Source organism: Sabulicella rubraurantiaca, assembly GCF_017355885.1.
Taxonomy (GTDB): Bacteria; Pseudomonadota; Alphaproteobacteria; order Acetobacterales; family Acetobacteraceae; genus Roseococcus; species Roseococcus rubraurantiacus.
In genome coordinates, this window is record NZ_JAFEUU010000003.1 from 246,949 (window position 1) to 259,955 (window position 13,007).

14 protein-coding genes are annotated in these 13,007 nt (G+C 70.3%); 6 read left to right on the forward strand and 8 right to left on the reverse strand.

Features of this window, described 5'->3' with window-relative positions:
* The first annotated feature begins 10 nt into the window (after window positions 1-10).
* Window positions 11-1,546, forward strand: coding sequence for a Na/Pi cotransporter family protein (locus JTJ31_RS07990; RefSeq protein WP_207538101.1), 1,536 nt, complete (start codon window positions 11-13; stop codon window positions 1,544-1,546).
* Here JTJ31_RS07990 and JTJ31_RS07995 read toward each other — a convergent pair.
* Together JTJ31_RS07995 and proB are read right to left on the reverse strand one after the other, a co-directional pair.
* Window positions 1,530-2,324 carry an undecaprenyl-diphosphate phosphatase gene (locus JTJ31_RS07995; RefSeq protein WP_207538102.1) on the reverse strand — a complete coding sequence of 265 codons (795 nt, stop codon included), beginning with the start codon at window positions 2,322-2,324 and terminating at the stop codon, window positions 1,530-1,532. The genes JTJ31_RS07990 and JTJ31_RS07995 overlap by 17 nt on opposite strands.
* A 3-nt stretch (window positions 2,325-2,327) precedes the next feature.
* Window positions 2,328-3,443 (reverse strand): glutamate 5-kinase, encoded by a 1,116-nt coding sequence (proB, locus tag JTJ31_RS08000; RefSeq protein ID WP_207538103.1) that lies wholly within the window; start codon window positions 3,441-3,443, stop codon window positions 2,328-2,330.
* Between the two features lie 81 nt (window positions 3,444-3,524).
* On the opposite strand from proB, the gene JTJ31_RS08005 reads away from it, so the two are divergent.
* Window positions 3,525-4,169 carry a YjbF family lipoprotein gene (locus JTJ31_RS08005; RefSeq protein WP_207538104.1) on the forward strand — a complete coding sequence of 215 codons (645 nt, stop codon included), beginning with the start codon at window positions 3,525-3,527 and terminating at the stop codon, window positions 4,167-4,169.
* Between the two features lie 14 nt (window positions 4,170-4,183).
* Here the strand turns inward: JTJ31_RS08005 and JTJ31_RS08010 are convergent, their stop codons facing one another.
* The 3 genes from JTJ31_RS08010 to argH form a co-directional block, all read right to left on the reverse strand.
* Window positions 4,184-5,362 carry a sensor domain-containing diguanylate cyclase gene (locus JTJ31_RS08010; RefSeq protein WP_236020019.1) on the reverse strand — a complete coding sequence of 393 codons (1,179 nt, stop codon included), beginning with the start codon at window positions 5,360-5,362 and terminating at the stop codon, window positions 4,184-4,186.
* A gap of 259 nt (window positions 5,363-5,621) precedes the next feature.
* Window positions 5,622-5,819, reverse strand: coding sequence for a hypothetical protein (locus tag JTJ31_RS08015; RefSeq protein WP_207538258.1), 198 nt, complete (start codon window positions 5,817-5,819; stop codon window positions 5,622-5,624).
* Window positions 5,816-7,207, reverse strand: a complete 1,392-nt coding sequence (argH, locus tag JTJ31_RS08020) for an argininosuccinate lyase (RefSeq protein WP_207538106.1) — start codon at window positions 7,205-7,207, stop codon at window positions 5,816-5,818. Before argH ends, JTJ31_RS08015 begins: the two co-directional genes overlap by 4 nt.
* Window positions 7,208-7,225: 18 nt before the next feature.
* Here argH and JTJ31_RS08025 point away from each other — a divergent pair, with 18 nt between their 5' ends.
* Complete coding sequence (locus tag JTJ31_RS08025) at window positions 7,226-7,747, forward strand: TlpA family protein disulfide reductase (RefSeq protein WP_207538247.1); 522 nt, start codon at window positions 7,226-7,228, stop codon at window positions 7,745-7,747.
* Window positions 7,748-7,775: 28 nt separating this feature from the next.
* Here the strand turns inward: JTJ31_RS08025 and JTJ31_RS08030 are convergent, their stop codons facing one another.
* Together JTJ31_RS08030 and JTJ31_RS08035 are read right to left on the reverse strand one after the other, a co-directional pair.
* Window positions 7,776-8,909 (reverse strand): calcium-binding protein, encoded by a 1,134-nt coding sequence (locus JTJ31_RS08030; protein ID WP_207538107.1) that lies wholly within the window; start codon window positions 8,907-8,909, stop codon window positions 7,776-7,778.
* Window positions 8,876-10,042, reverse strand: a complete 1,167-nt coding sequence (locus tag JTJ31_RS08035) for an alpha-hydroxy acid oxidase (RefSeq protein WP_207538108.1) — start codon at window positions 10,040-10,042, stop codon at window positions 8,876-8,878. Before JTJ31_RS08035 ends, JTJ31_RS08030 begins: the two co-directional genes overlap by 34 nt.
* Before the next feature lie 145 nt (window positions 10,043-10,187).
* On the opposite strand from JTJ31_RS08035, the gene JTJ31_RS08040 reads away from it, so the two are divergent.
* Complete coding sequence (locus JTJ31_RS08040) at window positions 10,188-10,433, forward strand: helix-turn-helix domain-containing protein (RefSeq protein WP_207538109.1); 246 nt, start codon at window positions 10,188-10,190, stop codon at window positions 10,431-10,433.
* Here JTJ31_RS08040 and JTJ31_RS08045 read toward each other — a convergent pair.
* A complete protein-coding gene (locus tag JTJ31_RS08045) occupies window positions 10,420-10,692 on the reverse strand; it encodes an usg protein (protein WP_207538110.1) in 273 nt (90 codons plus the stop codon). The two genes, JTJ31_RS08040 and JTJ31_RS08045, sit on opposite strands and share 14 nt — an antisense overlap.
* 221 nt (window positions 10,693-10,913) lie before the next feature.
* Here JTJ31_RS08045 and groES point away from each other — a divergent pair, with 221 nt between their 5' ends.
* Complete coding sequence (gene groES, locus JTJ31_RS08050) at window positions 10,914-11,228, forward strand: co-chaperone GroES (protein WP_207538111.1); 315 nt, start codon at window positions 10,914-10,916, stop codon at window positions 11,226-11,228.
* A 39-nt stretch (window positions 11,229-11,267) separates the two neighbouring features.
* A complete protein-coding gene (groL, locus tag JTJ31_RS08055) occupies window positions 11,268-12,905 on the forward strand; it encodes a chaperonin GroEL (RefSeq protein ID WP_207538112.1) in 1,638 nt (545 codons plus the stop codon).
* The last annotated feature ends 102 nt before the right edge of the window (window positions 12,906-13,007 follow it).

Sequence of the window (13,007 nt, forward strand, 5' to 3'; positions counted from 1 at the left end):
TGGGCGGGCGATGCAGGAACTAGCCTTTCTTCTCGAGTTCGCTGGTGAGGCGGCGCTGCTGCTCTGGGGGCTGCACATGGTGCAGACCGGGGTGCAGCGCGCCTTCGGCACGCGGCTGCGGGCGGGCCTCTCGCTTGCCCTCGGCACGCGGCGCCGCGCCTTCCTGGCGGGGCTGGTGACCACCTTCGCGCTGCAATCCTCCACCGCCACCGCCTTGATGGTGGCGGGCTTCGCTGCCTCCGGCTCCGTGGCGCTGGCCCCGGCGCTGGCGGCGGTGGCGGGGGCCAATCTCGGCACCGCCATCCTGGTGCCGCTGCTGTCGCTGGACACCGGGCCGCTCGCCTTCGGGCTCATCCTCGCGGGGGTGGCGGTGTTCCGGCGCCGTCCCTCCTCGCGCCTGCGCGACCTTGGGCGCGTGGCGATCGGGCTGGGGTTGATCCTGCTCGCCCTGCACATGCTGACGGCGACGCTGACGCCCATCGAGCAATCGCCGGGGCTGCGCGCGGTACTGGGCGCGATGGAGGGCAGGCCGCTGCTCTTCGTGCTGGTGGCGGCGGTGCTGGCCTGGGCCGCGCATTCCTCGCTGGCGGGGGTGTTGCTGGTCGCCTCGCTCGCCGCCTCGGGCAGCGTGGCGACGGCGGATGCGCTGGCCATGGTGCTGGGCGCCAATCTCGGCTCCGCGCTCAACCCGCTGATCGAATCCGCCTCCGGCCCCGCCGGGCGGCGCATGCCGTTGGGCAATCTGCTGAACCGGCTGGCGGGGGTGGCGCTCGGCCTCGCTCTGCTGCCCTGGCTGGCCCCCGCCCTCGCGGCGCTGGAGCTCAAGCCCGCCACGCTGGTCGCCCTCGCGCACCTGCTGTTCAACGTGGCGACGGGGCTGCTCTTCCTGCCCTTCCTGCCCGCCCTTGCGCGCCGGCTGGAGCGCCTGCTGCCCGACCCGCCGCCCGGGCCGGACCCCGGTGCACCACGCTTCCTGGACCGCGCGGCGCTGCGCGCCCCCTCGGTCGCGCTCGCCCAGGCGCAGCGCGAGGTGCTGCGCATGGCGGAGATGATCGAGGACCGCATCGAAGGGCGCGAGACCGGCAATGGCGCCGCGACCGGACGGCTACAATCCGCCATCCACGCCTATCTGTCCGAGCTTCCTTCCGAATCCCTGGGCGAGGAGGAGGCGCGCCGCGCGGCCGATCTGCGCCACTTCGCCCAGGTGCTGGACCACACCATGCTGGCGCTGGAGGCAGACCTGCTGAAGCCGCTGGCACGGCGCCGCCGCGCCGGCGAGGCGGGGGAGGCGGTGCTGCGGGCGCTCAGGACGCAGATGCAGCTGGCGCTGACCGTCATGGTGCTGGACGACGCCACGGCCGCCCGCCGCCTCGTGGAAGCGAAGGAGGAGCTGCGCGAGGCGAATGGGGGCGAGGTGGCGCGCGAATTGGCGCGCGGGCTGCGGGTGGTGACCGGCCAGCTGGCCGCCATCGCCCATCCGCTGCTGCTGCGGCGCGGCGAGCTGCTGCCGACGCGCCTCGTGGGTGGGCTCAGCTCCCCAGGCTGAGCACGAGCAGCATCACGAGGCCGATGGCGATCCGGTACCAGCCGAAAGGCGTGAAGCCGATCCGCGCGATGAAGGCCATGACGACGCGCACCGTCACCAGCGCCACCAGGAAGGCGGAGACGAAGCCCACGGCGATCAGCCCGAGCCCATCCGCCGACAGCTCGTTCCGCACCTTGAACAGGGAGAAGGCGGTCGCCGCCAGCATGGTGGGAATGGCGAGCAGGAAGGAGAATTCCGCCGCCGCCTTGCGCTCCACCCCGCAAAGCAGGGCGGTGATGATGGTGGCGCCGGAGCGCGAGGTGCCGGGGATCATCGCCAGCACCTGGCCAAAGCCGATCAGCAGCGCCGCGCCCGGCCCCATCTCCTCCAGCGTGCGGATCGTGGGCACGCGGATCTGCCGCTCGATCACGATGATGGCGATGCCACCCGCGATCAGCGCGAAGCACACCACCCAAGGGTCGAAGAGCAGCCGCGTGATCGTGCCGTGCAGCGTCGCGCCGATCACCAGGGCGGGCAGGAAGGCGAGGAGGAGGTTCACCGCCAGCGCCCGCTCATCCGTGCCCGGCACCCAGGCGCGCCGCGCCAGCGCGAAGAGACGGTCGCGGAACAGCCAGATCACGGCCAGGATGGCGCCGAGCTGGATCGAGATCTCGAACACCTTGCCGGGCGGGCCCTGGAAGCCGATCAGCTCCCCCAGCAGGATCAGGTGGCCGGTGGAGGAGACGGGGAGGAACTCGGTAAGCCCCTCCAGCACGCCCATGAGGATTGCGTCGAGCATGGTTCAGTCCTGAGTCAGGACGAGGTCGTCCCGGTGGATGATCTCGTCCCGGCCGCGCCAGCCGAGCAGGGTCTCGATCTCGTCGCTGCGATGGCCGGCGATGCGCGCGGCATCGGCGCTGTCATAGGCGCAAAGGCCGCGCGCCAGTTCGCGCCCCTCCAGGTCCTGCACGGAGACGGCGTCGCCGCGCGCGAACTCTCCCGAAACCTGGCGCACCCCAGCGGGGAGCAGGGAGCCGCCGCGCCGCAGCGCCCCGGCCGCCCCCGCATCCACCAGCAGCGCCCCCTGCGGCTGCAGCGAGCCGCCGATCCAGCGCTTGCGGGCGGTGCGCCCCTCCGGCGCGGGCAGGAACCAGGTGCAGCGCCCGCCGCCGCGCAGCGCGGCCAGCGGGTTCATCCCCTCGCCCTTGGCGATGGCCATGGCGCAGCCCGCGGCGGTGGCGATGCGCGCCGCGATCAGCTTGGTGCGCATGCCGCCGGAGGAATAGCCGGGCGGCGGCTCGCCCCCCATGGCCATGATCTCGTCGGTGATGCGCTCCACCACCGGCAAGTGCGCAGCGCCGGGATCCTTGCGCGGGTCGGCAGTGTAGAGCCCGTCAATGTCGGAGAACAGGATCAGCGCGTCGGCGCCGATCATCTCCGCCACGCGGGCGGCGAGGCGGTCATTGTCGCCGAAGCGGATCTCCGCCGTCGCCACCGTGTCGTTCTCGTTGATGACGGGCACGCATCCGAGGTCGAGCAGGGTGCGCAGCGTGGCGCGCGCATTGAGGTAGCGGCGCCGGTCCTCGCTATCCTCCAGCGTGAGGAGAAGCTGCGCGGCGCGCAGCCCCTCGGCGGCTAGCGCCGCGTCCCAGGCGCCCGCGAGGCGGATCTGCCCCACTGCGGCGGCGGCCTGCTTCTCCTCCAGCCGCAAGGTGCGGCGGGTCAGGCCGAGGACGCGCCGGGCCAGTGCGACGGCGCCGGAGGAAACCACCACCACCTCGCGCCCCTCGCTCCGCAGCGCGGCGAGGTCGGCTGCGACGCTGCCCAGCCAGTCGGCGCGCGGCTCGGCGAGGCTCGGCTCGACCAGGAGGGCGGAGCCGATCTTCACGACGATGCGGCGGGCGGTTTCGAGGGTCATGCGGTCCCTCCCTTGCGGCCTTCCCGCGCTTGGGACAACCCCTCGGTTCCGGGCCGGCCATCCCCATGCGATAGGGCCGCCATGCGCCGCCTTGCCTGCCTCGTCCCGCTTCTTCTCGCCGGTTGCGGCACCACGCTGGACGGGACGGCCCGCGCGGTGCGGAATGGGCTGGGGCTGGGTGACGGGGAGCCGGACCGTCTCGCCATCGCGCAGGCCGAGAGCGGCGACGAGGATGAGGGAAGCACGACGCTGCGCCTCGCCCTGGGCCGGCGCCAGGCCACGGCGACGCTGATCCAGCAGCTGGGGGAGCGGCGCATGTGGCGCGCCCCGGGCGGGGTGGTGGTGCAGACGGACGGTGCGCGCGTCGTCGCCACCGCCGGTCTGCCGCAGACCGTGATGGCGACGCGCTTCGATGGTCCCGACCCGCTGGAGGATCCCCGAGCGCTGCTCGGCCGTTCCGTGGAGGCGCGACGCCTCGTGGATTTGGGCACGCCGGGGCGCGACCCGGCCACGATGCGATTCGGCGTAGCCTTCGACTGCCGGTTGCGCGGCTTCCGCACAGAGGACGAGCGCGGGATCCTCGTCGAGGAAACGTGTCGCGCCACCGGCATGCGCCGCGCCACCAACCAGTTCTGGGCCGATGCGCGCACCAATCGCGTCGGCTTCGCCGAGCAATGGGTGGGGCCGGGCCTCGCACCCCTGGCCCTGGATTTCGAGCCGGAGTGACGGCCCGCGCCCCCTCAGCCCGGCCGGGCAGGGGGCAGCGCCGCCATCTGGGCGGGGGCGGGGGCGGGGAGGGCGCTCCGCGCCGCAGCGAGCTTCGCCTTCAGGGCCGCCATCACGTCGCCGTCGCCGTCCCGCCAATCGATCGCCGTCACGCTCTGGACCAGCTTCACCGGCAGGGCGCCCTGGGGCGTGGGGACCGGGGCTTCGGTGACGTGGTTGTGCAGGCGCGACACGCTGGCCTTGGTCTGCGAAAGGCCGATATTGCCGAGATAGATGGCGAACTCGGCATCGCCGAGGCGGCAGGCTAGGTCGCCCTGCCGAAGCTTCGAGGCCAGCCGGTCGGCGACGCCCAGCAGGACCGCATTGCCGACGCGGTGGCCATGGCGAGCGGCGATCTCCTCGAAGCCGTTGACGCGGAAGAGAGCGATGCAGGATTGGCGGCGCGGCTTGGCCCCCGGCAGAAGGAGGTCGGCGGCAATGGCCTGGAGCAGGGAGGCCTCGCCGCGCAGCCCCGTCAGCTCGTCGCGCTCGGAATCGAGGTCGTTCGCATGGACGTCCGGCTCGGCCGGACGCGCCACCAGCACGGTGCAGGGATAGGGCCCCTCCGCCTCCACGAGGAGCGGTGCCTCGCTCAGGTCGAGCGGCAAGGACACGCCGCCCTTCCGCTGCAGGGAGACCCGCCTTTCCGTCCCTCCGGCGGCACTCGCCCGCTTGTCGCGCGTTTCGAGCAGAAGGCTCAGCTTCATCCCGCGCAGCTCCTTGGCGTGGAAGCCGCTCAGCCGGGCGCAAGCCGAATTCACATGGAGAATCACGGGTTCCGCCGTGCCGGGGGGCTGGGCGGTGACAAGGACGGCTTCACCCGTGATCTGCGCGACGGGACCGAGGGCACGCGCCACTTCCTCCGGCGTCGGGAGGTGGCGCCCGGCCCGGACAGGGGCATTCCTGCATGCAGCCCGCAGGGTGTGCAGCGCCTCCTGCGAAAGGGTGACGTCAAGGCCCTGGCTGCGCAGGGTCTCGATCCGCGCCAGGAGGCTCGCCTCGTCAAAGCGCAGCTCGTAATTCTCGACGATGTGGGTCGCGCCATCGGCCGAGGTCTCGGTCCGAAGTTCCGGCACCCGGAGTTGCAGTGCCACAACCGTGGTTCCCGCCCGGCCGGGCCGGAGCCGGAATCCCGAAAACTGGTCGGTTTCCATCACGATCCTGCCTCCCCCTGGCGAGGCCGCGTCCTGTCACGCACAGTTTTCCTCCGAAACGCTCAACTGCCGGTTGTGCAGCGGTATGAGCGTAAGTGAAGGCTCCGCAAGACGTTGGCAACACGCAACGCCCGGGTTTTCTGCGTGGGAGGGGCGCGGAAAAAGGGCAGCAAGGCTGGGTGCGACCAGACCGGTGTCTTCGCATGCTTTTGGGGCGCCGAGGCCCCGCAGGACTGGCCCCAGGGACCCGGACGCTGCGTCAGCGCAGTAGGTGATCCGGCACGGGCTGCCCGGCCGCGCGGTATCGCTCGACCTCCCGTGCGCGTTCCGCCGGCGTCGGTGCCGGATAGCTGCGCGGAAAGGCTACGGCCTCGGGCGGACCGGGCGGGCGCGGCGGTCCGTAGCGCCCGCACCCTGCCAGGACCAGCGCGGCGAGGAGGAGCGGCATTGCCCTCATGACAGCCGCGCCTTCCATTCCGCCGCCATGGCCCGCACGTTCTCCGGCGCTGTGCCGCCGAAGGAGCGGCGCGAGGCGACGGAGGCGGCGGGCGACAGCACGCCGAACACGCCGTCATGAATGCGCGGTTCTGCCTCGCGCATCTCCTCCAGGGAAAGCGCCGACAAATCCACGCCCCGCGCCTCCGCCGCCGCGACGAGCCGGCCGGTGACGTGGTGCGCGTCACGGAAGGGTAACTTCAACTCCCGCACCAGCCAGTCGGCGAGGTCGGTGGCGGTGGAGAAGCCGGCCCCCGCCGCCTCTTCCATGCGGGTGGCGTCGGGGCGCATGTCGCGCACCATGGCGGCGGTGGCGGCCAGGGAGAGGGTCAGGTTCTCCGCCGCGTCGAACACGCCTTCCTTGTCCTCTTGAAGGTCCTTCGCATAGGTCAGCGCCAGGCCCTTCACCACGGTCAGCAGCCCGACCAGCGCGCCGGTGACGCGCCCCGCCTTGCCGCGCACCAGCTCCGCCGCGTCGGGGTTGCGCTTCTGCGGCATGATGGAGGAGCCCGTGGTCAGCCCATCGCTCAGCTTCACGAAGCCGAAGGAGGGGTTGGTCCAGAGCACGATCTCCTCCGCGAGGCGGGAGAGATGCGTGGCGCAGATGGCGCAGGCAGCCAGGAACTCCATGGCGAAATCGCGCGAGCCGACGGCATCCAGGCTGTTGCGTGCCGGGCCGTCGAAGCCCAGCGCCTGGGCCGTCATGTGGCGGTCGATGGGGAAGCCGGTGCCGCAAAGCGCCGCCGCGCCCAGCGGGCAGTCCGCGTTCAGCCGGGCACGCGCATCCAGCATCCGGCCGCGGTCGCGCCACAGCATCTCGGCATAGGCCAGCATGTGGTGGCCGAAGGTGGTGGGCTGCGCGGGCTGCAGGTGGGTGTAGCCTGGCATCAGCGTGTCAGCGTGCTCCTCCGCGCGCGCGATGAAGGCGCGGATGCAATCCTCCATCTGCGCGGCCAGCCCGTCCATCGCGTCGCGCACCCAGAGGCGGAAATCGGTGGCCACCTGATCGTTGCGGGAGCGGGCCGTGTGCAGGCGCTTGCCCGCCTCGCCGATGCGCTCGGTCAGCCGCGCCTCGACGTTCATGTGGACGTCCTCCAGCGCCTCGGACCATTCGAAGCGCCCGGCCTCGATCTCCGTGGCGATGGCCTCCAGGCCGGAACGGATCGCGGCCTCGTCATCCCGCGAGATGATGCCTACATGGGCCAGCATGGCGGCATGGGCGAGGCTGCCGCGGATATCCTGCCGCCACATGCGGCTGTCGAAGCCGATCGAGGCGTTGATGGCCTGCATGATGGCGGAGGGTCCGGCGGCGAAGCGCCCGCCCCATTGGGTGTTGGTCTGCTGATCCAAGGGAGTGATGCTTCCGTGATGGTCCCGCGCCGCCTTCTGGCGGCTTCCCTGGCTCTACCCCTCGCGCCCGCGCGGGCGCAAGCCGCAACGGGCCTCGAACGGCTGCGGGAGGAGACGCGCCCCGTTCCCACGGTTTCCTTCACCGATGCCGAAGGCAAGGAGCACGGCTTCGAGGCCTTCCGCGGCCGGGGCCTCGTGGTCAATCTCTGGGCGACCTGGTGCCCGCCCTGCGTGGCGGAGATGCCGGCGCTGGACCGGCTGGCCAGGCTGGTGGAAGGGGCAGGGATCACCGTCCTGCCGCTCTCCTCCGACCGAGGCGGCAAGGCGCAGGTGCAGGGCTTCTACGAGCGCACGGGCATCAAGACGCTCGGCATCTGGCTGGATCAGCGCGGCGCAGCGACGCGGGCGCTGGGCGCGCGCGGCCTGCCCACCACGCTGATCCTCGACCGCGAGGGGCAGGAGCGCGCCCGGCTGCTGGGCGAGGCGGAGTGGGACGCGGCGCCGCTGGTGGAGGCGGTGCGGCGGCTGGCCGGGGGCTAAAGGCAGCCCCCAGGCCTATCCGCCGCGCTCAGAAGATCATCGCCGCCTCGGCCTGGGCCTTCGACATGCCGGACAGGACGAGGCTGCCCAGGGCGCTCTGGAAGATGCTCGTCGCCGGCGTCGTTTCCGTGGCCGCGAAGTCGTGGATGGCGGTGAAGGAGCCGAGACCGGCAATGCCGGATCCGCGCATGTCGAGGATCATCCCGGCATGCGCGCCGAATACCACGTCGTCGCCCCAGTTCGGGGCGTTGATGACGATGCGGTCGGCGCCGCCGCTGCTCACATACCAGTCATTGCCCGATCCGCCGGTCATCACCTCGGCCTGGGCGGTGCCGTAGAGGATGTCGTCCCCCGCGCCACCCGACAGGGTCGAGGCGAAGTTGGGGTTGGCGAAGAGGACCTGCGCCCCGGCGCCCGCGCTCAGCACTCGTGCGCTCTCGTTCAGCCCCGCGCGCTCCACAAATTCGGGCACGGTCCAGCCATCCACGGAAACCCAGGCGAAATCCGTGCCCTCGCCGGCCGAGGTGACAAGGAAGGTGTCGTCCCCCATGCCGCCGAATATCGTGTCGGTGCCGCCCTGGCCAGCCAGGACGTCGTCGCCCCCCTGGCCGAACAGCGTGTCGGTGACCCCGGCCTTGCCCCAGATCGTGTCGCTGCCGGACCCGCCGGCGATCGTCGCGCCTCCGGCGCCGAAATTCGCCAGGACCTGGCCGGTCCCCATCGCGGTGAGGATGCGCGCCGGCCCGACCAGCAGGCCGAACTCGATGTTCGGCGCAAGGACCCAGGAACCATTGGTCTGGAAGATCGCGATGTCCGTGCCGGCTCCCACCGCTTCCACCAGCGCCGCGTTCGGGTTGCTGATGGCGTAGAGATCGTCGCCCGCCCCGCCCATCAGCAGGTCGGCCCCCGCGTTGCTGGTCAGGGTATCGCTGCCGCCTTGGCCGATCAGCGTGTCGTTGCCGGCGCCGTCGAACAGGATGTCGTTGCCTCCGAGCCCGTTCAGCGTGGAGCCCAGGGTGGAATTGGCGAAGAGCACCGCGCCGCCCGCCGCGCTGGTCAACTTGGTCGCGGTGCCGAACAGGGCGCCCTGCTCGATATTCTCGGTCAGGGCGTAGTTGTCGAAGCCGTTTATTGGACGGGCGGACGGACCCGCACGAGGCATTCCGGCGTCACCTCGTCCAGCGAGTTCACCCCCAGCAGCGCCATGTCGCGGTCCACTTCGCCCTTCAGCAGCGCGATGGCGTGTGCCACCCCGGCCTCGCCGAACACGCCGGCCGCATGCAGCATGGGCCGGCCGACGAAGACGAATTTCGCGCCGAGTCCCACGGCCTTCAGGATGTCCGTGCCGCGCCGCACGCCGCCATCCAGCATGACGGTGATGCCGGGGGCGGCCTTCACCACCTCCGGCAGGACGCGCAGCGGCGAGGCGGTGCCGTCCAGCTGCCTTCCACCATGGTTGGAAACGATGACGCCATCCGCGCCCTCGCCTTCCGAGCGGCGGGCATCCTCCGGATGCATCACTCCCTTCACGATCAGGCGGCCCTTCCAGCGGCGACGGATCAGCGCCAAGTGTTCCCAATTCAGGTGGTCGCGCGCCGTGAAGTCGCGCAGCACATTGCGGGCCAGGATGGGGGCGCCGCGCTCGGCGAAGCTGTTCTCGAAATGCGGCATGCCGTGGCGCATCAGCGTGCGCGTCCAGGTGTTCAGCAGCCAGCGCGGGCGGATCGCCCCGTCCCAGGCCAGTCGGAGCGAGGGGCGCAGCGGGGTGGAGAAGCCGTTGCGGACATTGTTCTCCCGGTTCGGCAGCACAGCCGTGTCCACCGTCAGCAGCAGCGTCCCAAAGCCGGCGGCGGCGACCCGGTCCACCAGCGCCTCCACCCGGCGTGAATCGCCGGGCAGGTAGGCCTGGAACCAGGCATCCGGGTTCTCGGCGATGATCTCCTCCATGCGGATCAGGGAGGAGCCGGACATGATCATCGGGATGTCTGCCGCGCGGGCGGCGCGGGTGAGGGCGAGGTCGCCGCGCCAGGCGACCAGCGCGCTCATCCCCATGGGGGCGATGCCGAAGGGGGTGGACCATTCCCGCCCGAATAGAGTCACCGCCTGGGAGCGCTTCGAGACGTCGGTGAGGACGCGCGGCACGAAGCCCCATTCGGTGAAGGCGTCTTGGTTCTCGCGCAAGGAGGCGTTGCGCTCCGTCGCGCCGGCGACATAGCCGAAGACGGGGCGGGGCAGGTGGCGGCGGGACAGGGGCTCGAAATCGTCCAGGCAAAGGACGCGCGACAAGGCGGGCATGAGGCGCAACTCTACCGGAAGGGCGCGACTCCGCCAGACCGGGATCTTTTCGAATTCAACAATCCTGCAATATTCGGTTCAACTTGTGTTCAGTATCGCGATCCGTCATATCTCTCCTACAATGTCAAACAGGCCGGACGAGGTCATGCCCATGACGGGTGCGGAGTTGAAGGCCACGCTCGGGCGAATTGGCCTCACGCAGGCGGAATTCAGCCGGCTGGTCGGCTGTCAGCCCCCGACCATGAGCCGGTATGTCCATGGTGCCTTGCCCGTGCCGCCGATCCTCGCCGCGCTGGCCGCCGTGCTGGACCGGGTGCACGAAGCGGGCGGCGATGCCGCGGCGCTGCTGCGCGCAGCGCGCCAACCCCTCCCGGATCTTAGTGTAGCGTGAAGGCGCCGTTGGCGTAGCGCAGCTCTGCCGGGCGCACCAGCGCGGAGGAGGCGACCCGCACGGAATGGAGCGGGCCATGGATCTCGCGCTGCCAGAAGGCGAGGAACCCCGACAGGCGCGGGAATTCCGGCGCCAGATCCTCCTTTTGCCAGAAGAAGCTCTGCAGGACGTGCGGATGATCGGGCAGGTGGTAGAGGATCTCCGCGGTGAGCAGCCGCCAATTCGGATGGCGGATGATGGGCGTCAGCGCGTCGAGCATGGGGTCCTCGCCTCCTCTTGCCTGTCACTCCGGGAACGCCAAGCGTGGCACGGAGGCTGCACGGGCGGCAAGAATTTCGTTTGATTTCAAAGCATTGGCACTCGCGAGCAGAGAGTGCTGCCATTTGTCTTGACTCATTCCGAAGCCTCTCCTAGATCGCTGGCACTCCTCGGCGGGGAGTGCCAATACCGCCGGGGCCTGACCCAGGAGAGAGAACCGCCATGAAGTTCCGTCCCCTGCACGACCGCGTCCTCGTCCGCCGCATCACGGCTGAAGAGAAGACTGCGGGCGGCATCATCATTCCCGACACCGCCAAGGAGAAGCCGCAGGAGGGCGAGGTCATCGCCGTCGGCTCCGGCACCGTGAACGACAAGGGCGAGGTTCGCGCGCTCGACGTGAAGGCCGGCGACCGCATCCTGTTCGGCAAGTGGAGCGGCACCGAGGTCAAGATCGACGGCGAGGAGCTGCTGATCATGAAGGAGAGCGATGTCATGGGCATCGTCGAGACCTCCTCCGCGACCGCCAAGGCCGCCTGAAGACCCCTTTCCCCCTTTTCCATTCCGGAGAACTGACACATGGCAGCCAAGGACGTTAAGTTCGGCGCCTCCGCTCGCGAGCGCATGATTCGTGGCGTGGACATCCTGGCCGACGCGGTGAAGGTCACGCTGGGCCCGAAGGGCCGCAACGTCGTGATCGACAAGTCGTTCGGCGCGCCGCGGATCACCAAGGACGGCGTGACCGTCGCCAAGGAGATCGAGCTGGCCGACAAGTTCGAGAACATGGGCGCGCAGATGGTGCGCGAAGTGGCCTCGAAGACCAACGACCTCGCCGGTGACGGCACCACCACGGCGACCGTGCTGGCCCAGGCCATCGTCCGCGAGGGCGCCAAGGCCGTTGCCGCCGGCATGAACCCGATGGACCTCAAGCGCGGCATCGACAAGGCCGTGTCTCAGGTTGTCGCCGAGCTCGAGGCCAAGACCAAGAAGATCACCACCTCCGCCGAGGTGGCCCAGGTCGGCACCCTCTCCGCGAACGGCGAGACCGAGATCGGCAAGATGATCGCCGAAGCAATGGAGAAGGTCGGCAACGAGGGCGTGATCACGGTCGAGGAAGCCAAGAGCATCCAGACCGAGCTCGACGTCGTCGAGGGCATGCAGTTCGACCGCGGCTACGTCTCCCCGTACTTCATCACGAATGCGGAGAAGATGATTGCGGAGATGGATCAGCCCTACATCCTGATCTTCGAGAAGAAGCTCTCCCAGCTGCAGCCGATGCTGCCGCTGCTCGAGGCCGTGGTGCAGTCGGGCCGTCCGCTCGTCATCATCGCCGAGGACGTGGAGGGCGAGGCCCTGGCGACGCTGGTGGTCAACAAGCTGCGTGGCGGCCTGAAGATCGCCGCCGTGAAGGCCCCGGGCTTCGGTGACCGCCGCAAGGCGATGCTCGAGGACATCGCCATCCTGACGGGCGGCCAGATGATCTCCGAGGATCTGGGCATCAAGCTCGAGAACGTGACCCTCCAGATGCTGGGCAAGGCCAAGACCGTCCGCATCGAGAAGGAGAACACCACGATCGTGGACGGCGCCGGCGAGAAGTCGGAGATCCAGGGCCGTTGCGAGCAGATCAAGGCGCAGATCGAGGAGACCACCTCGGACTACGACCGCGAGAAGCTGCAGGAGCGCTTGGCGAAGCTGGCCGGCGGCGTGGCCGTGATCCGCGTCGGCGGCTCGACCGAGGTCGAGGTGAAGGAGCGCAAGGACCGCGTGGACGACGCGCTGCACGCCACCCGCGCCGCGGTGCAGGAAGGCATCGTGCCGGGCGGCGGCGTGGCCCTGCTGCGCGCCTCCGAGAACCTGTCCTCGCTGAAGGGTGAGAACAACGACGAGCAGGTCGGCATCGAGATCGTCCGCAAGGCCATCCAGGCCCCGGCGAAGCAGATCGCGGCCAATGCCGGCAAGGACGGCGCGGTCGTGGCCGGTGAAGTGCTCCGCAAGAGCGACTACAGCCACGGCTATGACGCCCAGAAGGACGAGTACAAGGACCTGGTGTCCGCCGGCATCATCGACCCGACCAAGGTCGTGCGCACGGCGCTGCAGGATGCGGCCTCCGTCGCCTCCCTGCTGATCACCACCGAGGCGATGGTCGCCGAGCGCCCCGAGAAGAAGGCTGCTCCGGCGGGCGGCCCCGGCGCCGGCATGGGCGACATGGACTTCTAAGTTGGGGCGGCCCTTCGGGGCCGGTCCAGAAGAAGGGGCGGTCCGCAAGGGCCGCCCTTTTTTTGTGCCCTCAGGCGCCGGGTGCGCGCTCCGCGCGTTTGG

Bases quoted from the DNA above. Each gene is read 5' to 3' on its own strand.
- JTJ31_RS07990 (WP_207538101.1), top strand. From the start codon at position 11: ATGCAGGAACTAGCCTTTCTTCTCGAGTTCGCTGGTGAGGCGGCGCTG.
- JTJ31_RS07995 (WP_207538102.1), bottom strand. From the start codon at position 2,324: ATGCTCGACGCAATCCTCATGGGCGTGCTGGAGGGGCTTACCGAGTTC.
- proB (WP_207538103.1), bottom strand. From the start codon at position 3,443: ATGACCCTCGAAACCGCCCGCCGCATCGTCGTGAAGATCGGCTCCGCC.
- JTJ31_RS08005 (WP_207538104.1), top strand. From the start codon at position 3,525: ATGCGCCGCCTTGCCTGCCTCGTCCCGCTTCTTCTCGCCGGTTGCGGC.
- JTJ31_RS08010 (WP_236020019.1), bottom strand. From the start codon at position 5,362: ATGGAAACCGACCAGTTTTCGGGATTCCGGCTCCGGCCCGGCCGGGCG.
- JTJ31_RS08015 (WP_207538258.1), bottom strand. From the start codon at position 5,819: ATGAGGGCAATGCCGCTCCTCCTCGCCGCGCTGGTCCTGGCAGGGTGC.
- JTJ31_RS08025 (WP_207538247.1), top strand. From the start codon at position 7,226: ATGGTCCCGCGCCGCCTTCTGGCGGCTTCCCTGGCTCTACCCCTCGCG.
- JTJ31_RS08030 (WP_207538107.1), bottom strand. From the start codon at position 8,909: ATGCCTCGTGCGGGTCCGTCCGCCCGTCCAATAAACGGCTTCGACAAC.
- JTJ31_RS08035 (WP_207538108.1), bottom strand. From the start codon at position 10,042: ATGCCCGCCTTGTCGCGCGTCCTTTGCCTGGACGATTTCGAGCCCCTG.
- JTJ31_RS08040 (WP_207538109.1), top strand. From the start codon at position 10,188: ATGCCCATGACGGGTGCGGAGTTGAAGGCCACGCTCGGGCGAATTGGC.
- JTJ31_RS08045 (WP_207538110.1), bottom strand. From the start codon at position 10,692: ATGCTCGACGCGCTGACGCCCATCATCCGCCATCCGAATTGGCGGCTG.
- groES (WP_207538111.1), top strand. From the start codon at position 10,914: ATGAAGTTCCGTCCCCTGCACGACCGCGTCCTCGTCCGCCGCATCACG.
- groL (WP_207538112.1), top strand. From the start codon at position 11,268: ATGGCAGCCAAGGACGTTAAGTTCGGCGCCTCCGCTCGCGAGCGCATG.